General features: G+C 74.0%; 25 protein-coding genes and 1 pseudogene. 9 read left to right on the plus strand and 17 right to left on the minus strand.

The features are described from left to right. Positions 1-500: 500 nt before the first annotated feature. A complete protein-coding gene (locus E2B92_RS06200) occupies positions 501-1,229 on the minus strand; it encodes a VIT1/CCC1 transporter family protein (protein ID WP_126888074.1) in 729 nt (242 codons plus the stop codon). Between the two features lie 423 nt (positions 1,230-1,652). Here E2B92_RS06200 and E2B92_RS06205 point away from each other — a divergent pair, with 423 nt between their 5' ends. From E2B92_RS06205 to E2B92_RS06235, 7 genes and pseudogenes are all read left to right on the plus strand, one after another. After that, complete coding sequence (locus tag E2B92_RS06205; protein WP_126888075.1) at positions 1,653-2,684, plus strand: ADP-ribosylglycohydrolase family protein; 1,032 nt, start codon at positions 1,653-1,655, stop codon at positions 2,682-2,684. Next, a complete protein-coding gene (locus E2B92_RS06210) occupies positions 2,684-4,192 on the plus strand; it encodes an ADP-ribosylglycohydrolase family protein (RefSeq protein WP_235023710.1) in 1,509 nt (502 codons plus the stop codon). The genes E2B92_RS06205 and E2B92_RS06210 overlap by 1 nt, the downstream gene beginning before the upstream one ends. After that, the gene (locus tag E2B92_RS06215) at positions 4,128-5,294 is read left to right on the plus strand and encodes an ADP-ribosylglycohydrolase family protein (RefSeq protein ID WP_126889560.1); all 1,167 of its coding nucleotides are present in this window, start codon (positions 4,128-4,130) and stop codon (positions 5,292-5,294) included. The genes E2B92_RS06210 and E2B92_RS06215 overlap by 65 nt, the downstream gene beginning before the upstream one ends. After that, positions 5,291-6,740 (plus strand): annotated as a pseudogene (locus tag E2B92_RS06220) (ADP-ribosylglycohydrolase family protein). Before E2B92_RS06215 ends, E2B92_RS06220 begins: the two are co-directional and overlap by 4 nt. Further along, positions 6,737-7,621: a ribokinase gene (gene rbsK / locus E2B92_RS06225; RefSeq protein ID WP_126888667.1), complete on the plus strand. Its 885-nt coding sequence runs from the start codon at positions 6,737-6,739 to the stop codon at positions 7,619-7,621. Before E2B92_RS06220 ends, rbsK begins: the two are co-directional and overlap by 4 nt. Continuing rightward, positions 7,618-8,811 carry a CaiB/BaiF CoA transferase family protein gene (locus E2B92_RS06230; protein WP_126888668.1) on the plus strand — a complete coding sequence of 398 codons (1,194 nt, stop codon included), beginning with the start codon at positions 7,618-7,620 and terminating at the stop codon, positions 8,809-8,811. The genes rbsK and E2B92_RS06230 overlap by 4 nt, the downstream gene beginning before the upstream one ends. After that, positions 8,808-9,629, plus strand: coding sequence for an HpcH/HpaI aldolase/citrate lyase family protein (locus tag E2B92_RS06235; RefSeq protein WP_126888669.1), 822 nt, complete (start codon positions 8,808-8,810; stop codon positions 9,627-9,629). Before E2B92_RS06230 ends, E2B92_RS06235 begins: the two co-directional genes overlap by 4 nt. A 58-nt stretch (positions 9,630-9,687) precedes the next feature. On the opposite strand, the gene lgt is transcribed toward E2B92_RS06235, so the two are convergent. From lgt to hisI, 11 genes are all read right to left on the minus strand, one after another. Beyond that, a complete protein-coding gene (lgt, locus tag E2B92_RS06245) occupies positions 9,688-10,671 on the minus strand; it encodes a prolipoprotein diacylglyceryl transferase (RefSeq protein ID WP_235023711.1) in 984 nt (327 codons plus the stop codon). Between the two features lie 87 nt (positions 10,672-10,758). Next, positions 10,759-11,610, minus strand: a complete 852-nt coding sequence (locus tag E2B92_RS06250) for a DsbA family protein (protein WP_126888670.1) — start codon at positions 11,608-11,610, stop codon at positions 10,759-10,761. A 63-nt stretch (positions 11,611-11,673) separates the two neighbouring features. Beyond that, positions 11,674-12,498 carry a tryptophan synthase subunit alpha gene (gene trpA / locus E2B92_RS06255; protein ID WP_126888671.1) on the minus strand — a complete coding sequence of 275 codons (825 nt, stop codon included), beginning with the start codon at positions 12,496-12,498 and terminating at the stop codon, positions 11,674-11,676. Continuing rightward, a complete protein-coding gene (gene trpB, locus E2B92_RS06260; RefSeq protein ID WP_126888672.1) occupies positions 12,495-13,808 on the minus strand; it encodes a tryptophan synthase subunit beta in 1,314 nt (437 codons plus the stop codon). Before trpB ends, trpA begins: the two co-directional genes overlap by 4 nt. 225 nt (positions 13,809-14,033) lie before the next feature. Beyond that, on the minus strand, positions 14,034-14,231 hold the full coding sequence (gene trpM, locus E2B92_RS32900; protein ID WP_185923748.1) for a tryptophan biosynthesis modulator TrpM: 198 nt from the start codon (positions 14,229-14,231) through the stop codon (positions 14,034-14,036). A gap of 201 nt (positions 14,232-14,432) precedes the next feature. After that, on the minus strand, positions 14,433-15,242 hold the full coding sequence (gene trpC, locus E2B92_RS06270) for an indole-3-glycerol phosphate synthase TrpC (protein ID WP_126888674.1): 810 nt from the start codon (positions 15,240-15,242) through the stop codon (positions 14,433-14,435). Positions 15,243-15,357: 115 nt separating this feature from the next. Continuing rightward, complete coding sequence (locus E2B92_RS06275; protein ID WP_133087421.1) at positions 15,358-15,921, minus strand: DUF2752 domain-containing protein; 564 nt, start codon at positions 15,919-15,921, stop codon at positions 15,358-15,360. Positions 15,922-15,982: 61 nt separating this feature from the next. Continuing rightward, the gene (locus E2B92_RS06280; protein WP_126887675.1) at positions 15,983-16,255 is read right to left on the minus strand and encodes an HGxxPAAW family protein; all 273 of its coding nucleotides are present in this window, start codon (positions 16,253-16,255) and stop codon (positions 15,983-15,985) included. A gap of 98 nt (positions 16,256-16,353) precedes the next feature. Continuing rightward, positions 16,354-17,019 carry a TIGR02234 family membrane protein gene (locus E2B92_RS06285; protein ID WP_126887676.1) on the minus strand — a complete coding sequence of 222 codons (666 nt, stop codon included), beginning with the start codon at positions 17,017-17,019 and terminating at the stop codon, positions 16,354-16,356. A 22-nt stretch (positions 17,020-17,041) separates the two neighbouring features. Continuing rightward, entirely contained in the window at positions 17,042-18,529 is a 1,488-nt protein-coding gene (locus E2B92_RS06290; RefSeq protein WP_126887677.1) for an anthranilate synthase component I, read from the minus strand. Between the two features lie 5 nt (positions 18,530-18,534). Then, the gene (hisI, locus tag E2B92_RS06295; protein WP_073752349.1) at positions 18,535-18,885 is read right to left on the minus strand and encodes a phosphoribosyl-AMP cyclohydrolase; all 351 of its coding nucleotides are present in this window, start codon (positions 18,883-18,885) and stop codon (positions 18,535-18,537) included. Between the two features lie 84 nt (positions 18,886-18,969). Between hisI and E2B92_RS06300 the strand changes: the two genes are divergently transcribed. Continuing rightward, positions 18,970-19,605, plus strand: a complete 636-nt coding sequence (locus tag E2B92_RS06300) for a TIGR03085 family metal-binding protein (RefSeq protein ID WP_126887678.1) — start codon at positions 18,970-18,972, stop codon at positions 19,603-19,605. Positions 19,606-19,710: 105 nt separating this feature from the next. Beyond that, positions 19,711-20,097, plus strand: a complete 387-nt coding sequence (locus tag E2B92_RS06305; protein ID WP_126887679.1) for a VOC family protein — start codon at positions 19,711-19,713, stop codon at positions 20,095-20,097. Positions 20,098-20,107: 10 nt separating this feature from the next. On the opposite strand, the gene hisF is transcribed toward E2B92_RS06305, so the two are convergent. From hisF to E2B92_RS32905, 5 genes are read right to left on the minus strand one after another with little or no spacing between them, the layout of a single operon-like run. After that, positions 20,108-20,872 carry an imidazole glycerol phosphate synthase subunit HisF gene (gene hisF / locus E2B92_RS06310; protein ID WP_126887680.1) on the minus strand — a complete coding sequence of 255 codons (765 nt, stop codon included), beginning with the start codon at positions 20,870-20,872 and terminating at the stop codon, positions 20,108-20,110. Then, positions 20,869-21,282, minus strand: a complete 414-nt coding sequence (locus E2B92_RS06315) for a RidA family protein (protein ID WP_126887681.1) — start codon at positions 21,280-21,282, stop codon at positions 20,869-20,871. The genes hisF and E2B92_RS06315 overlap by 4 nt, the downstream gene beginning before the upstream one ends. Beyond that, complete coding sequence (gene priA, locus E2B92_RS06320) at positions 21,279-22,004, minus strand: bifunctional 1-(5-phosphoribosyl)-5-((5-phosphoribosylamino)methylideneamino)imidazole-4-carboxamide isomerase/phosphoribosylanthranilate isomerase PriA (RefSeq protein WP_126887682.1); 726 nt, start codon at positions 22,002-22,004, stop codon at positions 21,279-21,281. Before priA ends, E2B92_RS06315 begins: the two co-directional genes overlap by 4 nt. 31 nt (positions 22,005-22,035) lie before the next feature. After that, entirely contained in the window at positions 22,036-22,677 is a 642-nt protein-coding gene (hisH, locus tag E2B92_RS06325) for an imidazole glycerol phosphate synthase subunit HisH (protein WP_126887683.1), read from the minus strand. 5 nt (positions 22,678-22,682) lie between these two features. Then, entirely contained in the window at positions 22,683-22,850 is a 168-nt protein-coding gene (locus tag E2B92_RS32905) for a hypothetical protein (RefSeq protein ID WP_185923679.1), read from the minus strand. Between the last annotated feature and the right edge of the window lie 17 nt (positions 22,851-22,867).

Below are 22,867 nucleotides of genomic sequence, written 5' to 3' on the forward strand. Positions count from 1 at the left end.
AGAGGGACGACGTTGGCCCTCCGCGAAATTTCGTGCAGGTTACATGATGGAGTGCTTCTCGAAAAGCGGAAAGCTCATTCCAGCATGCGGACACCGCTCGTGGCGGTGGAAGTCGGTCACCAGCCCGTCGAGAGATCGACATCGGGCGGGTTCAGGGGGAGCGCGGGCTTCGTTGCCCGCAGCGCTAACGGCTCATGCCCTGGGATGAGGGAATCGAAACCGCCGTGTTACGGCTACTTATGTGCCGCGTTGCATAGTGTCTCACCGCGGAGGCGGATCGGGCTATTGGAGGTTCGTCACAACGACTGTCATGGCGGCTGGTGTCTCCACGGTGACCCGGCTGACCACCGTACGGCAACGGTACGGCGAAGCCCCCTCGGCCGCCTGCCGAGGGGGCTTCGCCTCAGCAGGCGCGGGAGGTCGGGCGCGGCGCCGGGTAAGGGACGCCGGAGTGCCGCGCCGGACCGTGGGCACCGGAGTGCCGCGCCGGGTACAGGGCGTCAGAGTGCCGCGCCGAACAGGGCGCCGAGCCCGTAGGTGAGGGCGGCGGCCGCCCCGCCCAGCGCGAGCTGGCGCAGTCCGCTGTACCACCAGGTACGGGCGGTCACCCGGGCCACCAGGGCGCCGCACGCGAACAGGCCGGCGAGCGCGAGCAGTACGGCGGGCCACAGTGCCGTGGCACCCAGGAGGTACGGCAGCACCGGCAGCAGCGCGCCGAGCGCGAACGACCCGAAGGACGAGACGGCGGCCACCACCGGCGAGGGCAGGTCGTCCGGGTCGATCCCGAGCTCCTCGCGGGCGTGGATCTCCAGCGCCTGCTCCGGGTCCCTCGAAAGCTGCATGGCGACCTCGCGGGCCAGCGCCGGCTCGACGCCCCGCGCCACGTACAGCGCGGCCAGCTCCTCCATCTCGTCCACCGGGTGCTTGCGCAACTGGTGGCGCTCCACGTCCAGTTCCGCCTGGACCAGCTCACGCTGCGAGGCCACGGAGGTGTACTCGCCGGCGGCCATGGAGAACGCTCCGGCCGCGAGCCCGGCCAGACCCGTGATCACGATGGTCTGCTGGGACACCGCGCCACCGGCCACGCCGGTCATGAGGGCGAGGTTGGACACGAGACCGTCCATCGCGCCGAAGACCGCCGGGCGGAGCCAGCCGCCGTTCACGTCACGGTGCGTGTGGTTGTCGCGGTGCGCCTCGTGAAGCGTCGCCTCGGTCTCGATGATGGACACGGTTCTCCCCTTGAATGCGTGCGTACAGCAGCGGGGCGGGTGCTGTACTCCCGCTCCCCCCAACACCTTCGAAACTACGCGCGATGTAAGGGGCGCGCCAGCAAGGCAGGCTTTACTTAGTAAGGGGTGCCTGGGTGCTGGGGCACCCGGGTGAAGCTGCCCTCGCGCGGACACGCCGCCACGTCGGCGTGGCACAGATCCAGGAATGGACCGGTGACCGGACCGCCGGGTCCGTGACCGGACCGGTGAACGGGTCGGAGAACGGACCGGTGACCGGGTCGGTGACTGGACCGGTGACCGGACCGGTGACTGGACCGGTGACTGGACCGGTGACCGGGTCGGTGACTGGACCGGTGACCGGGTCGGTGACCGGACCGGTGACCGGACCGGTGAACGGGTCGGTGCGCACGGAAGGGCCACGCGATGGAGTCGACGGCATGCGATCCCGCCCCCCTCGCCCCCGACGGCGGTGTGCTGCTCGACCGTGCGCGGGGAGCGCTGCTGGGACTCGCCGTCGGCGACGCGCTCGGGGCCCCCGCCGAGAACATGCGCCCCTCCGAGATCCGCCGCCGCTGGGGGCGCATCGAGGGGTTCGTCAGCGACGACCCGGCCGGCACGGACGACACCGAGTACGCGATCTTCTCCGGGCTCCTGCTGGCCCGGCACGGCTCCGCCCTGACCGTCTCACATGTCGAGAAGGCGTGGCACCGCTGGATCGCCGACCTCGACGAGGGGCCGTTCCGGGGCGCCGGCTTCAGCGAACGCGGCACCCTGGAGAACCTGAGGCGCGGCCTGGCCGCCCCCATCTCGGCCCAGCACCGGCACGCCTGGAGCGACGGGCTGGCCATGCGCGCGGCCCCCTTCGGGGTCTTCGCGGCGGGGCGCCCCGCCGAGGCGGCGCGGCTGGTGGCCATCGACGGCACGGTGAGCCACGACGGCGAGGGCATCTACGGGGGCCAGGCGGTCGCGGCGGGCGTGGCGGCCGCGATGTCGGGCGCCGGGCCCGCGTCGGTCATCGCGGCCGCCCTGTCGGTGGTGCCCATGGACTCCTGGACGGCCCGCTCGATGCGCCGCGCGGTGGTCGCGGCCCAGCGCGTCCAGCCGGACCCGCTCGTGCGGGAACGGTCGGTCCGGTCGGCGGTGGTCATCGGCGGCTATCCGTGGACGGACCTGGCCCCGGAGGCGGTCGGGCTCGCCTTCGGGGCGTTCGCCGCGGCTCGCGGCGACTTCGTCACGTCGGTGCTCACGGCCGTCAACATGGGGCGGGACGCCGACACGACCGCCGCGGTCGCGGGCGCCCTGGCCGGCGCGATGTCCGGCGCGACGGCCATCCCTCCGGACTGGGCGGCCGCCATCGGTCCCGTACGCGGGAGCTGCCTGCCCTCGATGCGCGGCTACCACGTGCTGGACATCGCGGAGCTGCTCACCCCGTACGACGATACGGAGACCCCCTGATGCGTCCCACACCCCCCACCGCCGCGGCCGCCCCGGTCGCGCCGACAGCATCCGCCGCCCCCTGGGCCCCCGCAGCCCCGGCGGCCGGCCCAGCCTCCGCCACCCCCACCGCCCCGCCACCCACGACCGGCCCGGCAGCCCCGGCAGCCCCGACCGCCCCCACCCCACCCGGCGTCCCGGCGCCCGAGGCCCTCGTCGGGGCGCGGGGCCCCGGGGACGCGGTCACGGGCGACGCGGCCGGCCCACGGCGCACCGCCCCGGAGGGCACCGCCCCACGGGGCACCGGCGCACGGGAGGTCCGCCCACGGCGCGGCGGCCGTGGCGGGCCGAGGCGCGTCGAGGGGCTCCTCCTCGGGCTGGCCGCCGGTGACGCGGCCGGCTGGCCCGCCGCCCGGCACCGTGCCGCGCGGATGCCCGAGTGGACGCGCCGCCTCACCCGCGAACTGGACACGTTCGCCGAGCAGAACGCGACCACCACCCTCCCCGTGCCCATCGCCCTCAACCAGCCTCCCGAGCCCCTCCGCCTCGGGCCCTCCGACGACGCCGAGTGGGCGGCCTTCACCGCCGAGACGCTGCTCACCGCCGCCGGCGGGCTGTTCCACTCCCTCCCCGCCGCCCGCCGCCTGTGCGCCGCCGTCGACCTCGCCTGGAACTCCCTCGCCGCCGAGATCGCCGCCGCCGCCGACCGCGCCCCCGAGGTCGAGTCCGCCGTCCTCCCCCTCCGCGCCCGGATCTCCGTACGCGCCGGCCTCGGCAACCTCGCCACCGGGCTGCGCCCGCCCGCCACCGGCCACGACAACCCGCACTACTTCGACGACGCGGCCTGCGTACGCGCCGCCGTCCTGGCCGTGGCCCACGCCGGCGACCCGCGCTCCGCCGCCGAACTCGCCGAGTTCGACGCCCGCTACACCCAGGACGGCGACGGCGTGCACGGTGCCCGCGCCATGGCCGCCGCCGTGGCCGCCGCCCTCGGCGGGGCGCCGGTCGACGACGCCGTGGACGCCGCGCTCGGCCAGCTCCCGCCCGCCACCGAGATCGGCCGCAACGCCCGGCACGCCACCCGGCTCGCCCGGGCCGCCGACAGTGCCTTCGAGCTCGTCCCGCTCCTGGAGCACCAGATCGTCGACCACGTCTACAGCTACGGCATCGCCGCCGCCGAGACCGTCCCGGTCGCCCTCGCGCTCGCCACCGCCGCCCGGGGCCGGGTCACCGAGGCGGTACCGGCCGCAGCCTGCCTGTCCCGGGTGGCGGACTCGGCGCCCGCCCTCGCCGGGGCGCTGACCGGGGCGCTCAGCGGCGGCACCGGCGTGCCCGCCACCTGGCGGGACGCCTGCCGCACGCTCGCCGGGTGCGCGCTGCCCCGTCTCGCGGGCACCGACCTCGTGGAACTCGCCGAGCGGCTCGCAGACACGGAACTCGCCGCCCCGGGTGGACAATTCCGGCATGACGCCGAAACCCACACTCGAGGACCGGATCACCGGGAGCCTCGTCGGAGCAGCCGTCGGTGACGCGCTCGGCGGTGCGGTCGAGGGCTACGCCCCCGACCGGATCGCCGAACGCCACGGCGGCCGCGTCACCGGCATCGTCGGCCCCTGGAACGGCGACGAGTGGCGCACCGCCCGGCCCATCGCCCCGTACCACAAGGGGGACGGGCACGTCACCGACGACACCCTCATGACCCACGCCCTGATCCGGGTGTACGACGAGGTCCGCGACCACCTCGACGCCTACGCCGTCGCCGAGCACCTCGTACCCGACCTGATCTCCACCCCCCGCTGGATTCCGGAGCTCGAGGCCGAGGCCCTCCCCCTCCAGCGGATCTTCCTGGCCGAGAAGTGGCTGGTGACCCGCCTTCACTACGGCCACGTCGACCCGCGCGAGGCGGGCACCGGAAACATCGTCAACTGCGGTGCCGCGATGTACATGGCGCCGGTCGGCCTGGTCAACGCGGCGAACCCGTCCGCCGCGTACGCCGAGGCCCTGGACGTCGCCGGGGCCCACCAGTCCTCCTACGGGCGCGAGGCCGCGGGGGTGTTCGCGGCGGCGGTCGCCGCGGCCTGCCTCCCTGGTGCGACACCCGCCTCCGTGGTGGACGCGGCGCTCGCGCTCGCCAAGGACGGCACCCGGTCGGCGATCGAGGCGGTGGCCGGTGTCGCGGTACGGCACACCGACTTCGAGTCCGCCCTCCGTCCCCTCCGGGACGCGGTCGCCCCCTTCGACACGGTCGGCCCCGACTACCGCTCCCCCTCCCTGGGGGCGCGCCGCCCGTCCCGGCTCCACGCCATCGAGGAACTCCCGATCGCGCTGGGCATGCTGCTGGTCGGCGAGGGCGACTACCGCCGTACGGTGCTGGGCGCCGTCAACTACGGCCGGGACTGCGACTCGACCGCCACCATGGCGGGGGCACTCGCGGGCGCCCTGCACGGGGAGGCGGCCGTCCCCGCCGACTGGGCGAAGCAGGTCGCCGAGGCCAGCCGCCTGGACCTGCACGCCCCGGCGGCGGTGCTGGCCGAGGTCGCCCACGAGGTCTTCATGCGCGACACCGCCCGCCGCCGCGCCCATGAGCGGGCGTTCGTCGCCCTCTCGCCCGCCCTCGGGGTGCCCCGGTGAACGTGCGCCTGACCTGGGTCCAGCCCGAGGACCTCATCGGCCACGAACTGCGCCAGGCCGTGGAGGACGGCCGCGACGCCTCGGCCGTCGCCGCCCGCTGGCGCGCCGCGGGCGGCGCCCCGGCCCCCACGGCGGCCGGCGCCTCCCCGGACCCCGCGCCCCCGCACCTCCGCGCCCTCGCGGAGCACCTCCTGGACGAACTGGCCGCCCTCCCCACGCCCCTGTCCTCCGCCCAACCGACCCCCCCCCCCCCCCCCCCCCCCCCCCCCCCCCCCCCGCCCGCCCCCCCCCCCCCCCCCCCCCCCCCCCGCCCGCCCGTCCCAGCCCGCGTCAGGGCACCCGTCGGGGCACCCGCCCGAGGCCGTGGCCGCCGTGCCGGGGCAGGCCGCGCGGTTGCATGCCGCGTGGCTGGGGCGGGCCGCCGGGTGCCTGCTCGGCAAGCCCGTCGAGAAGCTGCCGCTGCCGGCCATCCGGGCGCTCGCCCGGGCCACCGGGAACTGGCCGCTCACCTCCTGGTTCACCGCCCGGGGCGTACCGCCCGCGCTGGCGGCGGCGCACCCCTGGAACCGCCGCTCGGCCGCCACCTCACTGGCCGAGAACATCGACGGCATGCCCGAGGACGACGACCTCAACTACCCCCTGCTGAACCTCCTGCTCCTCCAGCGGTACGGCCCCGGGTTCACCACCGCCGACGTCGCCCGCCTCTGGCTGGACGAACTCCCCGCCGGCCGCACCTTCACCGCCGAACGCGTCGCCTATCGCAACCTCCTCTCCGGCCTCGAACCACCGCTCACCGCCGGCCACCGCAACCCGTTCCGTGAGTGGATCGGCGCCCAGATCCGGGCGGACGTCCACGGCTGGACCCATCCCGGCGACCCGGCCGCCGCCGCCGAGCAGGCGCACCGGGACGCCACCCTCACCCACACGGCGAACGGCGTCTACGGCGCGATGTTCACCGCGGCCGTCATCGCGACCGCCGCGTCCGGCACCGCCGACGTCCACCAGTCGCTGGCCGCCGGGCTGACGGTCGTCCCTCCCGACTCACGGCTGGCCCGCGGCGTGCGTTTCGGCATCGCGACCGCCCACGCCCACACCGACTTCGACACCGTCGCCGACCGGCTGCACGCCGCCTACGGCACCTACCACTGGGTGCACGCCGTCCCCAACACCGCCCTCCTCGCCGCCGCGCTCACCCACGCCGACGGCGACTTCACCCTCTCCATCTGCCGTGCCGTCTCCGGCGGCTGGGACACCGACTCCAACGGCGCCACCGCCGGCTCGGTCGCCGGGCTCCTCGCCGGCCACCCGGACCGCATCCCCGACCGCTGGACCTCCCCGCTGAAGAACCGCCTCGCCACCTCCGTCCACCCCTTCGACGGCATCGGCTTCGACACACTGGCCGGACTCACGTACGCCCTCTCCCACCAGGAGGCACACCGCCCATGACCCATATCGTGGTGCTGGGCAGCACCAACATGGACCTCGTCGCCTACGTCAGCCGCGCCCCCAAGCTCGGTGAGACCGTCACGGGACGCGAGTTCCGGACGATCCCCGGAGGCAAGGGCGCCAACCAGGCCGTCGCCGCGGCCCGCGCCGGGGCGGAGGTGTCGATGATCGGCGCCGTCGGCTCCGACGAGTTCGGCACCCGGCTCCGGGCCGGTCTCGCCGGCGCCGGGATCGACACCGATCTCCTCCGCACCGCCGACGGCCCCTCCGGCACCGCCCACATCGTCGTCGACGACGAGGGCGGCAACGCGATCGTCGTCATCCCCGGCGCCAATGGCACCGTCACCTCCCTCTCCCCCGGCGACGAGACACTCATCGCCACCGCCTACGCGCTGCTGCTCCAGCTCGAACTCCCCCTCTCCGCCGTCACCGCGGGCGCCGAAGCGGCCCGCCGCCACGGCGTCCGGACGATCCTCACCCCCGCCCCGGCGCAGCCCCTGCCCCCCGAACTACTGGCCGCGACCGACCTGCTGGTGCCCAACGAGCACGAGGCCGCGGTCCTCACCGGGCTCGCCGAGCCGCGCGCCGCCGCCGGGGAACTGCTCCGGCACGTCCCCGAGGTGGTCATCACCCTGGGCGCGGCCGGCAGCCTCTACGCCGCCCGCGGCGCCGACCCCGTCACCGTCCCCGCGCCCCGGGTGCGAGCCGTCGACACCACCGCCGCGGGCGACACCTTCGTCGGCGCGCTGGCCGTCGCGCTCGGCGAGGGCAGGCCCGTGCCCGAGGCCCTCACCTGGGCGTCCTCGGCCGCCGCACTGTCCGTCCAGCGCCCCGGCGCCACGTCCTCGATGCCGTACCGCACGGAGATCGACGCCGTATGACCACCTCACCTCCCCTCCACGGACTGCGCGTCCTCGACCTCGCCACCCTGTTCGCCGGCCCCCTGGCGGCGACCATGCTGGGTGACTTCGGCGCCGACGTCATCAAAATCGAGCACCCCCGCAAGCCCGACCCGTCACGCGGTCACGGCCCCGCCAAGAACGGTGTCGGCCTCTGGTGGAAGCTGCTCGGCCGCAACAAGCGCACCATCACCCTCGACCTGTCGACCCCGGGCGGCCGCGACACCCTGCTCCGCCTCGCCGCCACCGCCGACGTGGTGGTCGAGAACTTCCGGCCCGGCACCCTGGAGAAGTGGGGCCTCGGCTGGCCGCAGCTCTCCGAGGCCAACGAGCGGCTGGTGCTGGCCCGCGTCACCGGCTTCGGCCAGTACGGCCCCTACGCCCGGCGTGCCGGCTTCGGCACGCTCGCCGAGGCCATGAGCGGCTTCGCGGCCATCACCGGCGAACCCGACGGCCCGCCCACGCTCCCTCCCTTCGGTCTCGCCGACTCCATCGCGGCCCTGGCCACGGCCTACGCCGTGATGACCGCCCTCCACGCCCGCGCCGCCACCGGCCGCGGCCAGGTCGTCGACATGGCGATCATCGAACCGATCCTCACCGTCCTCGGCCCCCATCCGCTCTGGTACGACCAGCTCGGCTACGTCCAGCCCCGTACCGGCAACCGCTCCCGCAACAACGCTCCCCGCAACACCTACCGCACCGCCGACGGCGCGTGGGTGGCCGTGTCGACCTCCGCGCAGTCCATCGCGGAACGCGTGATGCGCCTGGTCGGCCGCCCCGACCTGATCTCCGAGCCCTGGTTCGCCGAGGGCACCACCCGCGCCCAGCACGCGGACGTCCTCGACGAGGCGGTCGGCGGCTGGATCGCCCGGCACACCCGGGACGAGGCCATGGCGGCGTTCGAGAAGGCCGAAGCCGCGATCGCCCCGATCTACGACATCCGGGACGTCATGGCCGACCCCCAGTACCAGGCACTGGACACCGTCACCGAGGTGCCGGACCCCGAGCTCGGAGCCGTCCGTATGCAGAACGTCCTGTTCCGCCTCTCCGAGACGCCCGGTGCCATCCGCTGGACGGGACGCCCCCACGGCGCCGACACCGACGCCGTCCTCGGCGAGCTGGGGCTGACCGGCGCCGAGATCACCGCCCTGAGGTCCGAGGGCGCGCTGTGACCTCCGATCCCTCCATCCCGCTCACCCTGCTGTACGCCCCCGGCGACCGCCCCGAGGTCGTCGCCAAGGCCCTCGCGTCCGGCGCCGACGTGGTGATCGTCGACCTGGAGGACGCGGTGCCCCCGGACCGCAAGGCGTACGCCCTCGACGCCACCACCGACCTGCTCTCCTCGCCCCACCCCGTACCGATCCACGTCCGCCTCCCCAGCGCGCACGACACCACGGCCATCACAGCCCTGGCCCCCCTGCCCGGCCTCGCTGCTCTGCGTGTTCCCAAGGTGACACACGGCACTGACATCCGCCGGATCGCGGCCCTCGCCCCCGGCGTCCCGCTGCACGCGCTGCTGGAATCCGCCCTGGCCATCGAGCAGGCCCACGCCATCGCCACCGCCCACCCGGCCGTCCGCGGCATCGCCATCGGCGAGGCGGACCTCCGCGCCGACCTGGGCGTACGGGACGACAGCGGCCTCGACTTCTCCCGCGGCCGGGTCGTGGTGGCCGCCCGCGCCGCGGATCTCCCCCCGCCCGCGCAGTCCGTCCATCCCGACATCCGCGACCTCGAGGGCCTCGCCGCCACCTGCGCCCACGGCCGTGCGCTGGGGTTCCTGGGCCGTGCGGCGATCCACCCCCGCCAGTTGCCGGTCATCGAGCGGGTGTACCTGCCGACCGCCGAGGAGGCCGCGGCGGCGGAGGAGATCGTCAAGGCGGCCGCCGGCGACCCCGGGGCGCTGGCCCTGCCGGACGGCCGGTTCGTCGACGCGGCGGTCGTCGCGGCCGCCCGCCGCACCCTGTCCCTCCTCCGGGCACACCGCGGATGAAAGCGAGGCGGCCGCCGGGACCCCTTGGTCCCGGCGGCCGCCTCGCACCATGAACGGATCAGCTCTTCTCGGCCGACTCCGGTTTCGCGCCGGCCGCCCGGCCCGCGTCCGCCGCGTCGGTCGTGCGCGCGTCCGCCTTCCGCAGGTCCGTCGTCCCCGCGTCCGTCGTCCCCGCGTCCGCCTTCCGCCCGGCCGCCTTGGCCGCGTCCGCCTTGGCCGCGTCCGCGAGCACCGCCGGCTCCACGATCTCCTCACGCCCCGGGCGCAGCCGCGACGAGACGACCATGTACACCACGGCCAGCAGGAAGACCAGGATCGCGGTCCACACGTTCAGCCGGAGGCCCAGGATGTGGTGCGCCTCGTCGACGCGCATGTACTCGATCCAGCCGCGCCCCGCGCAGTACGCGGCGACGTACAGGGCGAACGCCCGGCCGTGGCCCAGCGTGAAGCGCCGGTCCGCCCAGATGACCAGGAGGGCCACACCGACGCACCAGAGCGACTCGTACAGGAAGGTCGGGTGGTAGAGCCCGGCCTCGCGGTTGGCGCCCTCGCTGATCCTCAGCGCCCACGGCAGGTCGGTCGGCCTGCCGTACAGCTCCTGGTTGAACCAGTTGCCCCAGCGGCCGATCGCCTGGGCGAAGGCGATGCCGGGCGCGATGGCGTCCGCGTACGCGGGAAGCGGGATGCCCCGGCGGCGGCAGCCGATCCAGGCGCCGACCGCGCCGAGCGCGATCGCGCCCCAGATGCCGAGGCCGCCCTCCCAGATCTTGAGGGCGTCGACCCAGTTCTCACCCTCGCCGAAGTACAACTGGTAGTCGGTGACGACGTGGTAGAGCCGGCCACCGACGAGGCCGAAGGGCACCGCCCAGACGGCGATGTCGGCCACGGTGCCGGCTTTGCCGCCCCGGGCGAGCCAGCGCTTGTTGCCGTACCAGACGGCGACGAAGACACCGATGATGATGCAGAAGGCATAGCCGCGCAGCGGGACCGGTCCGAGGTAGAACACACCGGTCGACGGGCTGGGAATGTAGGCAAGGTCCATGGCAGGACCGACGCTACCCTGCCGGGCGGGAGACGGGGCAACCCGCCCGGCAAAGAGTGCATAACAGCGCGGGGCAACCGTGCCGGCTCAGCTCCCGGTGGGGCTCGCGGGAGCCGGGGAGGCGGGCGGGGAGGGGAAGGCCGAGCCCGGCTTCTTGCCCTTGTTCGCCTCGGCGACCCACTTCTTCAGGTTCTCGATGGAGATCTGCTCCTTGCCCTTGGTCGGGAAGATCGACTCTCCGTTGAGCAGCACGGTGGGCGTGCCCCGGAAGTCGCCGGAGCGGAAGGCCTCGTTGGACTTGTTCACCCAGCCGTCGTGCGTGCCCTCCGAGACGCAGGAGCGGAAGGCGGAAGTGTCCAGGCCGGGCACCTTCGCGGCCAGCTCGAAGAGCTTGGCGTCCTTGGCGAAGGCGTCGTCCGGCTCCGGCGGCTGGTTCTGGTAGAGGACGTCGTGGTACGCCACGAACTTGCCGGCGTCCTGGGCGCACGCCGCGGCGTTCGCCGCGTTGAGCGAGCCGCTGCCGCCCATGTTGCCGTCGATGATCGTGGCGAGGTGGTACTCGACCTTGATCTGTCCGGAGTCGGTCAGCTCGTGGATCGTGTCCCGGACGGCGTTCTCGAACTGGGCGCAGGCCGGGCAGCGGAAGTCTTCCCAGATGGTGAGCGTCGACGGGGCGTCGGTGGCACCGGCCGGGATGGCGAGTTCGTCCTCGCCGGTGGCACCGGTCGGGGCGGCGACGGGCCCGGAACCGGAGCTGTCGCTCTTGTCGCCGGTGTTGGCGGCGATGAGGCCGACGACCGTGGCCAGCCCGAGCACGCCGACGACGGCGGCCGCGACGATCAGCGTGCGCCTGCGCTTGTCGCGGGCCTTCTGCCGCTCGCGTTCCTCCTGGAGCCGTTCTCGGGCGCTCCGCTTCCCTGCACTGTTCTTGTCGCTCACGCCCACAGCAACGAACCGGGGAGGCGCCCGCGCGCCTCCCCGGTCCAGATCCACCCGTACGAGCTAAGAAACCTTTGCGGAGCGACGCACTCCGCGTGCCAGTTCGCCCGCCAGTTCCCGTACGGCGGCGACGCCGGCCGCGTGGTCGTCGGCGTCGAGCATCCGCTTGACGAAGGCGGAGCCGACGATGACCCCGTCGGCGAAGGAGGCGACCTCGGCGGCCTGCTCGGCGTTGGAGACGCCGAGGCCGACGCAGACGGGCAGCTCGGAGGTGGCGCGGGTGCGCCGCACCAGGTCGGCGGCCTGTTCGCCGACCGACTCACGGGTGCCGGTGACGCCCATCAGGGACGCGGCGTACACGAAGCCGCTCCCCGCGCGCGTGATGGTGGCCAGCCGCTCGTCCTTGCTGCTGGGCGCGACGACGAAGACGGTCGCCAGACCGTGCTTCTCGGCGTGCTCCCGCCATACGGCGGACTCCTGGACCGGCAGGTCGGGCAGGATGCACCCGGCGCCGCCGGCCTCCGCCAGCTCGGCGGTGAAGCGCTCGACGCCGTACCGGTCGATGGGGTTCCAGTACGTCATGACCAGGACCGGCTTGCCGGTGGCCCGGTGCGCCTCGCGGACCGTGCGCATCACGTCGGCGATCTTGACGCCGCCGCGCAGCGCGATGTCGTCGGCGGTCTGGATGACCGGGCCGTCCAGCACCGGGTCGCTGTGCGGCAGGCCGACCTCGACGATGTCGGCGCCGCCGTCGAAGGCGGCCTTGACGGCCTCGATCCCGCCGTCGACGGTCGGGAAGCCGGCCGGGAGGTACGCGATCAGCGCGGCCCGGCCCTCGGCCCTGGTCCGCTCCAGGGTGTCGGACAGGAGGTGGATGTTTCCGCTCACTTGGTGCCCCCCTGGATCTCGGTGTCCGTCTGGATCTCGGCGGCGCCGTCGTCGGCGGAGGCGTCGGCCTCGACCGGGGCGGCGTCGGTGTCGTACAGGCCGAAGTACCGTGCGGCGGTGTCCATGTCCTTGTCGCCGCGCCCGGACAGGTTGACCACGACGAGGCCGTCCTCGCCGAGCTCCTGGCCGAGCTCCAGGGCGCCGGCCAGCGCGTGCGCCGACTCGATGGCCGGGATGATGCCCTCGGTGCGCGACAGCAGGCGCAGGGCCTGCATGGCCGCGTCGTCGGTGACCGCGCGGTACTCGCCGCGGCCGCTGTCCTTGAGGTACGCGTGCTCCGGGCCGATGCCCGGGTAGTCGAGGCCGGCGGAGATCGAGTACGGCTCGGTGATCTGGCCCTCGTCGTCCTGGAGGACGTAGGAGCGGGAGCCGTGCAGGATGCCGGGCTCGCCGACGGTGAGCGTGGCCGCGTGCTCGCCGGTCTCGACGCCGTGCCCGGCGGGCTCGCAGCCGACCAGACGGACGCCGGTGTCGGGGATGAACGCGTGGAAGAGGCCGATGGCGTTGGAGCCGCCGCCGACGCACGCGACGACCGCGTCGGGCAGGCGGCCGGCCCGCTCCAGGATCTGGCGGCGGGCCTCGACCCCGATGACGCGGTGGAAGTCGCGGACCATGGCCGGGAAGGGGTGGGGTCCGGCGACGGTGCCGAAGAGGTAGTGCGTGCGGTCGACGTTGGCCACCCAGTCGCGGAACGCCTCGTTGATGGCGTCCTTGAGGGTGCGGCTGCCGGACTTGACCGGGATGACCTCGGCGCCGAGCATCCGCATCCGGGCCACGTTCAGGGCCTGGCGCTGAGTGTCGATCTCGCCCATGTAGATGGTGCATTCGAGGCCGAACAGGGCGCAGGCGGTGGCGGTGGCGACGCCGTGCTGTCCGGCGCCGGTCTCGGCGATGACCCGGGTCTTGCCCATCCGCTTGGTCAGCAGGGCCTGGCCCAGCACATTGTTGATCTTGTGCGAGCCGGTGTGGTTGAGGTCCTCGCGCTTGAGGAAGACACGGGCACCGCCCGCGTGCCGGGCGAACCGGGGCACCTCGGTGAGGGAACTCGGGCGGCCGGTGTAGTTGACCAGCAGGTCGTCGAGCTCGGCCGCGAACGCGGGGTCGTTCTTGGCCTTCTCGTACTCGACGGCCACCTCGTCGACCGCGGCGACGAGCGCCTCGGGGATGAACTTGCCGCCGTAGGCACCGAAGTAGCCCTCGGTGGTCGGGACCTGGCCCTCGGGGTCGGGAATGAAGAACTCGCTGGGCATGCGACATGCTCCTCTACGGGGGCGGCGTCCGCCCCCGGAATGTCTCGGCTTGACGGTGGTCACGGTGTGCGCCGGCGCCACCGGACGACCGCTGCCGGCCCGTCGTCCCGCCCGCGTGTCGCGGGGCCGCGAGGTGCGGTCCGCAGGGGTGCGGTACCGCACGGTGCGGGCCGCGGGGAGCGGTCCGTGACGTGGTCCGCGGGGAGCGGGACGGGAGGCTGGTGGTCAGCGGTGGCGGAGGCGCGCGGTGCGCGCGCGCCATCGCATGCCGTTGACCTGGCCGGGTTCGTCGCCGATGACGTAGCGGACGCGGCGCCCGTGCACGCGGCGCGCCGGGGCGCGGCAGCCGCGCGGGCGGCAGCCCCGGGCCAGCCGGGCGTACGGGTCGCGGGACGCCAGGGTGTCCGTGGCCGGAGCGGCCAGGTACGCGCGCGTGGAGCCCGTGCCGGGCCGGTTCGGGGCCGGGATGCCGAGGGCGGCACCGGGGCCCTGGTACGCGCGCGTGAAGCCGTCCGCCGGGCCGGCGCCCGTGCACACGTCCACGCCGGACGTCCGCGCCGGGCGCGGGGGCGTCCGGTGCGGCGTCGTGGCGGCGACGGTGCGGGCGGCGGTCATGGGTAGGGCTCAGCCCCGTCCGTGCCGGAGGGCCGGGTGGGCGCCGGCGGCGACCAGGTCGGCCACCGCCGACTTGGGGTCGCGGCCGGTGACCAGGGACTCGCCGACGAGTACCGCGTCGGCGCCCGCGTTGGCGTAGGCGATCAGGTCGTGCGGGCCGCGGATGCCGGACTCGGCGATCTTCACGATGCCGGAGGGGATCTCGGGGCCGACCCGCTCGAAGGTGGAGCGGTCCACCTTGAGGGTCTTGAGGTTGCGCGCGTTGACGCCGATGACGCGGGCGCCCGCGTCGACGGCCCGCTCGACCTCTTCCTCGTCGTGCACCTCGACCAGCGGGGTGAGGCCGATGGACTCGGCCCGCTCGATCAGCGACTCCAGGGCGGGCTGCTCCAGCGCGGCCACGATCAGGAGCGCGAGGTCGGCGCCGTACGCCCTGGCTTCCCAGAGCTGGTACGCGGTGACGATGAAGTCCTTGCGCAGGACCGGGATGTCGACCTTGGCACGCACCGCTTCGAGATCGGCGAGGGAGCCGCCGAAGCGCCGCTGCTCGGTCAGTACGGAGATGACGGCGGCGCCGCCCGCTTCGTAGTCCGCGGCGAGCCCGGCGGGGTCCGCGATCGCGGCGAGCGCGCCCTTGGAGGGGCTGGAACGCTTCACCTCGCAGATGACCTTGACGCCGTCGCCGCGCAGCGCGGCGGCGCCGTCCTTGGCCTGGGGCGCCTTGGCGGCCCGCTCCTTGAGCTCGTCGAGGGACACCCGCGCCTGTCGCTCTGCGAGGTCGGCGCGAACGCCTTCGATGATCTCGTCGAGCACACTCACGCGAGAGGCCCCCTTCCACGACGGTGATGTTGGATCAGGATCAGTCACCTTGATGGTATCCGCACCGGGGCCGAGAGTCCTCATCCGGCTGACCGCACCGCTGTGAGCTGGGGTTTCACGGAGCGAGCGCGGAGCCGAACGGAAGGTTCCGGACGACCGAGAAGACCGCCAGCAGGGCGCCCGCGGACCACCACCAGACGGGTGGGAGGGTGATCCGCACGGGCAGTCCCCGCGCGGCGCGCGCCAGCCAGTACACGATTCCCACCGCGAAGACCAGGTACCCGGCGACGGCGGCCGCGTTGGCGCCGAGCGCGGTGACCAGGTCGCCGTGGATGAAGGCGTGGGCGCTGCGCAGGCCGCCGCAGCCGGGGCAGAGGATGCCGGTGAAGCGGAACAGGGGGCAGACGGGGTAGTGCCCGGGCTCGTTGGGATCGACCGCGCCGACGTACGCGAACGCCCCCGCGACCGCCGCCAGGGCCGCCAGGGGCGGCGCGATCCGCCGCCCGGGCGACCGCGGCGCTCTGCCGGCCACCCAGCCGGCCGGCCCGGCGTGCGGGCCCGGGGGCGGGCCGACCGGTGGGGGCGGGAGGCCAGGGGCCGAGGGGGCGGGGCCCGGGGGCGCGGGGGCGGGGGTGGCGGGCGGCGGCTCGGGGGTCACCGGGTGATTGTCGCCGGTCATACGGAAAGGCGCAGCCCGGCTCGTGCCGGACCGCGCCCCGTGTCGCGATGTGCCCCGGTGGTCAGGCGTGGACGTCCGCGCGGGCCGTCTCCGGGGTGTGGTCCTTGCGGGCGGCTTCCTCGCGCGCCCGGACGAGGGCGGGCGACTCCTTCTTGCCCAGACCGGCGAGCTTCATGGCACCACCGACCACGGCGCCGAGCAGGATGACGGCGCAGCCCGCCCAGAAGCCGAACGGGTTGTCCGCCACCATGAAGACACCGGCGACGCAGAAGCCGATGAAGGAGATGATGACACCGGTCCAGGCGGCCGGGGTGTGTCCATGGTCGCTGGCCATGAATTGCTCCTCGTTGATGTTGCTCGGTTAGGGCCCCGCCGGGGTGCGGACGCTCAGCCGACATTGTCCCGCACGCGCGCGTGCGGCGTGATCCGGGGTCACCCTCGCGGGTCGGTCGGGTCCTCCCCGCGGTCCAGGGCCTTCCACAGGTCCTCGGGCCGCTCCGGGTCGGCGGAGGCGGCCGCCGCCGGCCCCCGCCCGCGCGGGCGGGGGCCGCCGTCGCGCTCGTACCGCCCGGACATGGAGGGCCAGGTCCGGCCGTGGCGGAGGGCGAGCAGTCCGGCGAGAAGGATCAGCAGGGCGCCGACGGCCGTCACATAGGGCCACGGCGTGTGCGTGAGGGCGCCGACACGGGCGGCGGCGTCACCGGTGGTGGAGGCGGCCTTCTCGTCGAGCGCCGCGCTGTCGGAGGCGCCCAGGCAGGCGGCGACGGCCGCGCCGGCGCCGCTCAGGGTGAGCAGCAGCGACACCACGAGCCGGCCGGCGCGGCGTACCGCGAAGACGGCGACGAGGGCCGCGAGGCCCACGATGGCGAGCGCGGTCGGTACGCCGGTGACGTCGCCGCCCGCCGCGTCCAGCGGTACGGTGCCGCCGCCGACCGCGACCGTGCCCTCGGCCCAGGTCTGCCCCGAGGCGAGCAGCACCACGGCCGCGCCCACGGCGCCGAGGAAGAGGGCGGAGGCGAGGCTGCGGCGGCCGCCCGAAGGGGCCGCCGTCTCGTCCGAACGGGTGGCACGGGGCTGGGGTACGGATGCGGCACTCACGCCACCACTATCCCTTATGGGGTCATGCGCCGCTCATCCGGTTGGCGGTGTGCACCGCGCGCAGGACGGCGGCCGCCTTGTTGCGGCACTCGGTGTCCTCGGCGACCGGGTCGGAGTCGGCGACCACCCCGGCGCCGGCCTGGACGTACGCCGTGCCGTCCCGCAGGAGGGCGGTGCGGATGGCGATGGCCGTGTCGGAGTCGCCGGCGAAGTCGAGGTAGCCGACGCAGCCGCCGTACAGGCCGCGCCGGGTCGGTTCGAGCTCCTCGATGATCTGCATGGCGCGCGGCTTGGGCGCGCCGGAGAGGGTGCCGGCGGGGAAGCAGGCGGTCAGGACGTCGAAGGCCGTGCGGCCCTCGGCGACGCGGCCGGTGACGGTCGAGACGATGTGCATGACGTGCGAGTACCGCTCGATCGACATGAAGTCGACGACCTCGACGGAGCCGGGCTCGCAGACCCGGCCGAGGTCGTTGCGGCCGAGGTCGACGAGCATCAGGTGCTCGGCCCGCTCCTTGGGGTCGGCGATCAGCTCGTCGGCGAGCGCCTGGTCCTCCTGCGGGGTGGCGCCACGCGGGCGGGTGCCGGCGATGGGGTGCACCATGGCGTGCCCGTCCTCGACCTTGACCAGGGCTTCCGGGCTGGACCCGACGACGTCGAAGCCGTCGAACCGGAAGAGGTACATGTACGGGGACGGGTTGGTGGCCCGCAGCACCCGGTAGACGTCCAGGGCGCTCGCCGTGCAGGGGGTCTCGAAGCGCTGGGAGGGCACCACCTGGAAGGCCTCGCCGGCGCGGATGCGCTCCTTGATGTCCTCGACGGCCTCCTGGTAGGCCGGGCCGCCCCACAGGGCGGTGTACGGCGGGAGTTCGGAGGGCGGCAGGGCGGCGGGCTCGGTCGCGAGGGGCTCGGCCAGGTCGGCCGCCATGGCGTCGAGGCGGGCGACGGCGTCCGCGTACGCCTCGTCGACGCCGGTGTCGAGGTCGTTGTGGTTGATGGCGTTGGCGATGAGCATCACCGTGCCGTCCCAGTGGTCGAGCACGGCGAGGTCCGAGGTGAGCAGCATGGTCAGCTCGGGCAGGCGGAGGTCGTCGGTGCCGTGGTCGCCGATGCGCTCCAGGCGGCGCACGATGTCGTAGCCGAGGTAGCCGACCATGCCGCCGGTGAAGGGCGGCATCCCGGAGGCGAGGTCCCTGGGGGTGTGGAGGGCCTCCACGGTGGCGCGCAGCGCCTGCAGCGGGTCGCCGTCCACGGGCACGCCGACGGGCGGGGTGCCGAGCCAGTGGGCCCGTCCGTCCCGGGCGGTGAGGGTGGCGGCGCTGCGGACGCCGATGAAGGAGTACCGCGACCAGGAGCGGCCGTTCTCGGCGGACTCGAGCAGGAAGGTGCCGGGGCGTTCGGCGGCGAGCTTGCGGTAGAGGCCGACCGGGGTGTCGCCGTCCGCGAGGAGGCGGCGGCTGACGGGGATGACGCGGCGGTCGGCCGCCAGCTTGCGGAAGGTCTCGAGATCCATGTCGGCTACTTTCCCAGCGGGAGGACGTCGGCGTCGAAGCAGGTCCGGGCGCCGGTGTGGCAGGCGGCCCCCACCTGGTCGACCTTGACCAGGACGGTGTCGGCGTCGCAGTCGAGGGCGACGGACTTGACGTGCTGGACGTGACCGGAGGTGTCGCCCTTGACCCAGTACTCCTGGCGGCTGCGGGACCAGTAGGTGCAGCGGCCGGTGGTGAGCGTGCGGTGGAGGGCCTCGTCGTCCATCCATCCCAGCATGAGCACCTCGCCGGTGTCGTACTGCTGGGCGATGGCCGGGACCAGCCCGTCGGGGCTGCGCTTGAGACGGGCGGCGATGGCCGGGTCAAGGTTGCTGGTCATGTGGCCATTGTGCCGTGACGGCGGGGGCTCGCCGGTGGTGCGTCCACTGGGCGGACCGTGGGGTGCGGCCGTACGCTGGCGTCCATGTCGACCCATGCCAAGCGTGAACGGCTCCTGCTCGCCGACCTCTTGGAGGCCGCGGGCGCCGATGCGATGACCCTGTGCGAGGGGTGGAAGACCCGCGATCTGGCGGCCCATGTGGTGGTGCGGGAGCGCCGCCCGGACGCGGCGGCGGGGATACTGCTGAGCCCGTTGCGCGGGCGCCTGGAACAGGTGCAGGCGGAGTTCGCGTCGAAGCCGTACGAGGAGCTGATCCACCTGATCCGGACGGGCCCGCCGCGTATGTCGCCGTACGCGATCAAGCAGGTCGACGAGGGCGCCAACACGGTCGAGTTCTATGTGCACGCGGAGGACGTGCGGCGGGCGCAGAAGGGCTGGACGGCCCGGGAGCTGGACCCGGTCTTCGCGGACGCGCTGTGGCTGCGGCTGGAGAAGGCGGCCCGCATGCTGTGCCGTAAGGTGCCGGTGGGCCTGGTGCTGCGCCGCCCCAACGGTCAGACGGTGGTGGCGCACCGGGGTTCGCCGGTGGTGACGGTGACGGGTGAGCCGGGGGAGCTGACGATGTTCGTCTTCGGCCGCCAGGACGCGGCGGACGTCGAGATCGACGGCGACAAGGACGCCGTGGAGCGGCTGCACGGGACCAAGCAGCTCGGGATCTGAGCCGGGGCCGCCGGGGAGGGCCGGGGCCGCCCGGGAGGGCTCGGGGAGCCGCTGTCGGTGGCCGCGGGCATCATCGAAGTACGCGGCTCTCCCGGGAGGCGGACCATGCTCAAGATCGCGATGACCAGCGTGTACGTGGACGACGAGGAGAAGGCCCACGCCTTCTACACGGACGTGCTCGGCTTCCGGACCCGCACGGACCTGGACCTGGGTGGGGCCCGCTTCATCACGGTGGCCGCGCCCGGGCAGGACGTGGAGCTGCTGCTGGAGCCCGGCGACAGCCCGCTCGCGGAGCAGTACCGCGAGGGGCTGCGGGAGGCTGGGCTGCCGTGCATCGTCCTCGGCGTCGACGACCTGGCGGGCGAGTACGAGCGGCTGAGCGGGCTGGGTGTGCGGTTCACGCAGCCGCCCACGGAGCAGGGGCCGGTGCTGACGGCCGTGCTGGACGACACGGTCGGCAACCTCGTACAGCTCACCCAGCCGCTCGGCTGAGCCCGGGGGGTCAGCGGACCGGGTGGCCCGCCTCGCGCAGGGCGCCCTTCACCTCGGAGATCCGCAGGTCGCCGAAGTGGAAGACGGACGCCGCGAGGACCGCGTCCGCGCCGGCGTCGATCGCGGGCGGGAAGTGGGCGAGCCGGCCCGCGCCGCCCGAGGCGATCACCGGGACGCCGACGTGCTTGCGCACGGCGGCGATCATCTCGGTGTCGTAGCCGTCCTTGGTGCCGTCGGCGTCCATCGAGTTGAGCAGGATCTCCCCCGCGCCCAGCTCGGCGGCCCGGTGCGCCCATTCGACGGCGTCGATGCCGGTGCCCCGGCGGCCGCCGTGCGTGGTGACCTCGTAGCCGGAGGGCGTGCCGGCGTCGGTGCGGCGGGCGTCCACCGACAGGACCAGCACCTGGCGGCCGAAGCGCTCGGCGATCTCCTGGATCAGCTCCGGCCGGGCGATGGCCGCCGTGTTGACGCCGACCTTGTCCGCGCCGGCGCGCAGCAGCTTGTCGACGTCCTCGGCGCTGCGCACGCCGCCGCCGACGGTCAGCGGGATGAACACCTGCTCGGCGGTGCGGCGCACCACGTCGTAGGTGGTCTCCCGGTTGCCGGACGAGGCGGTGATGTCGAGGAAGGTCAGCTCGTCGGCGCCCTCGGCGTCGTACAGCTTGGCCATCTCGACGGGGTCGCCCGCGTCGCGCAGGTTCTGGAAGTTGACGCCCTTGACGACCCGGCCGTTGTCCACGTCCAGGCAGGGGATGACTCGGACCGCGAGGGTCATGACCGCTCCGCTCCTCGCTCTGTCGTTCGGTACGCCTCGACCTCGACCTCGACGACCAGCCGGGGGTCGACGAAGCCCTCGACGATGATCATCGAGGCGGCGGGGCGGACGGCGTCGAAGAGCTCCTTGTGGGCGCGGCCGACCTCCTCCACGTCCCGGGCGTGGGTGATGTACATGCGCGTCCGGACCACGTCCGCCACGCCGAGGCCCAGTTGCTCCAGCGCGCCGAAGGCCACGTTGAAGGAGTTGACCGCCTGCTCGTAAGGGCCGCCCTCGGCGATCACGCCGTCGACGACGGACGTGCAGCCGGCGACCAGGACCAGGCCGTTCGGCAGCTCGACGGCCCGGGAGTAGCCGAACTGCTCCTCCCACGGCGCGCCGGTCACGACCTTGCGCACGGACCGTGTCATTCGGCCACCACCGCCAGTGCCTCCTCCAGCGTGAACGCCTTCGCGTACAGCGCCTTGCCCACGATGGCGCCCTCGACGCCGAGCGGGACGAGCCCCGCCAGCGCCCGCAGGTCGTCCAGCGAGGAGACGCCGCCGGAGGCGACGACCGGCTTGTCGGTCGCGGCGCAGACGCTGCGCAGCAGCTCCAGGTTGGGGCCCTGGAGGGTGCCGTCCTTGGCGATGTCGGTGACCACGTAGCGGGCGCAGCCCTCGGAGTCGAGGCGGGCGAGCGTCTCGTAGAGGTCGCCGCCGTCCCGGGTCCAGCCGCGGCCGCGCAGCGTGGTGCCCCGTACGTCCAGGCCGACCGCGATCTTGTCGCCGTGCTCGGCGATGACCTTGGCGACCCACTCCGGGGTCTCCAGGGCGGCGGTGCCCAGGTTGACGCGGGTGCAGCCGGTGGCGAGCGCGGCGGCGAGCGACGCGTCGTCCCGGATGCCGCCCGACAGCTCCACCTTCAGGTCCATGGCCCCGGCGACCTCGGCGATCAGTTCCCGGTTGTCACCGGTGCCAAAGGCGGCGTCGAGGTCGACGAGATGCAGCCACTCGGCGCCCGCGCGCTGCCAGGCGAGGGCGGCCTCCAGCGGGGAGCCGTAGGAGGTCTCCGTGCCGGACTCGCCATGGACGAGCCGTACGGCCTGGCCGTCCCGGACGTCGACGGCGGGGAGGAGTTCGAGCTTGCTCATCTCAGCGGGTCCTAGATCCTTTGGAGGGAGGTCAGAAGGTGTTGAGCCAGTTGGTGAGGAGCTGGGCGCCGGTGTCGCCGGACTTCTCGGGGTGGAACTGGGTCGCCCACAGCGCCCCGTTCTCGACGGCCGCCACGAACCGCTCGCCGTGCGTGGACCAGGTGACCTTGGGCGCCCGCATCGCGGGGTTGGTGATCTCCAGGCTCCAGTCGTGCACGGCGTAGGAGTGCACGAAGTAGAACCGGGCGTCGGCGTCGAGACCGGCGAACAGCTCGCTGCCCTCGGGCGCCTCGACGGTGTTCCAGCCCATGTGGGGGACGACCGGGGCCTTGAGGGGCCCGACCGTGCCGGGCCACTCGTCCAGGCCCTCGGTCTCCACGCCGTGCTCGATGCCGCGCTCGAAGAGGATCTGCATGCCGACGCAGATGCCCATGACGGGGCGGCCGCCGGAGAGCCGGCGCTCCACGATCCAGTGCCCGCGGGCCTCCTTCAGGCCCGCCATGCAGGCGGAGAAGGCGCCGACGCCGGGGACGAGGAGCCCGTCGGCGTTCATGGCCCTGTCGTAGTCGCGGGTGATCTCGACGTCGGCGCCGACGTGGGCGAGGGCCCGCTCGGCGGAGCGGACGTTGCCGAATCCGTAGTCGAAGACCACGACCTTCTTCGCGGTGCTCATCGCGCTCACTCCCAGATTCCCTGAATCCGCAGGACGCCCGCGAGCAGGCACATCGCGGAGGCGACGGCCAGCAGGACGATGACGCTCCTGGGCATGTTCTGCTTGCTGAAGGAGTACACGCCTCCCGCCAGGAACAGTCCGACGACGATCAGGATGGTCGAAAGACCGGTCACAGCGTTCTTCCGTTCGC

Origin of the sequence: Streptomyces sp. WAC05374 (assembly GCF_004353505.1) — a bacterium.
Lineage (GTDB): Bacteria > Actinomycetota > Actinomycetes > Streptomycetales > Streptomycetaceae > Streptomyces.

Excerpts from the sequence above, each read along its gene's own strand:
- E2B92_RS06205 (WP_126888075.1), top strand. The coding sequence starts at position 1,653 with ATGGAGTCGACGGCATGCGATCCCGCCCCCCTCGCCCCCGACGGCGGT.
- E2B92_RS06210 (WP_235023710.1), top strand. The coding sequence starts at position 2,684 with ATGCGTCCCACACCCCCCACCGCCGCGGCCGCCCCGGTCGCGCCGACA.
- E2B92_RS06215 (WP_126889560.1), top strand. The coding sequence starts at position 4,128 with ATGACGCCGAAACCCACACTCGAGGACCGGATCACCGGGAGCCTCGTC.
- rbsK (WP_126888667.1), top strand. The coding sequence starts at position 6,737 with ATGACCCATATCGTGGTGCTGGGCAGCACCAACATGGACCTCGTCGCC.
- E2B92_RS06230 (WP_126888668.1), top strand. The coding sequence starts at position 7,618 with ATGACCACCTCACCTCCCCTCCACGGACTGCGCGTCCTCGACCTCGCC.
- lgt (WP_235023711.1), bottom strand. The coding sequence starts at position 10,671 with ATGGACCTTGCCTACATTCCCAGCCCGTCGACCGGTGTGTTCTACCTC.
- trpB (WP_126888672.1), bottom strand. The coding sequence starts at position 13,808 with ATGCCCAGCGAGTTCTTCATTCCCGACCCCGAGGGCCAGGTCCCGACC.
- E2B92_RS06275 (WP_133087421.1), bottom strand. The coding sequence starts at position 15,921 with ATGACCGGCGACAATCACCCGGTGACCCCCGAGCCGCCGCCCGCCACC.
- E2B92_RS06280 (WP_126887675.1), bottom strand. The coding sequence starts at position 16,255 with ATGGCCAGCGACCATGGACACACCCCGGCCGCCTGGACCGGTGTCATC.
- E2B92_RS06290 (WP_126887677.1), bottom strand. The coding sequence starts at position 18,529 with ATGGATCTCGAGACCTTCCGCAAGCTGGCGGCCGACCGCCGCGTCATC.
- hisI (WP_073752349.1), bottom strand. The coding sequence starts at position 18,885 with ATGACCAGCAACCTTGACCCGGCCATCGCCGCCCGTCTCAAGCGCAGC.
- E2B92_RS06300 (WP_126887678.1), top strand. The coding sequence starts at position 18,970 with ATGTCGACCCATGCCAAGCGTGAACGGCTCCTGCTCGCCGACCTCTTG.
- E2B92_RS06305 (WP_126887679.1), top strand. The coding sequence starts at position 19,711 with ATGCTCAAGATCGCGATGACCAGCGTGTACGTGGACGACGAGGAGAAG.
- hisF (WP_126887680.1), bottom strand. The coding sequence starts at position 20,872 with ATGACCCTCGCGGTCCGAGTCATCCCCTGCCTGGACGTGGACAACGGC.
- E2B92_RS06315 (WP_126887681.1), bottom strand. The coding sequence starts at position 21,282 with ATGACACGGTCCGTGCGCAAGGTCGTGACCGGCGCGCCGTGGGAGGAG.
- priA (WP_126887682.1), bottom strand. The coding sequence starts at position 22,004 with ATGAGCAAGCTCGAACTCCTCCCCGCCGTCGACGTCCGGGACGGCCAG.
- hisH (WP_126887683.1), bottom strand. The coding sequence starts at position 22,677 with ATGAGCACCGCGAAGAAGGTCGTGGTCTTCGACTACGGATTCGGCAAC.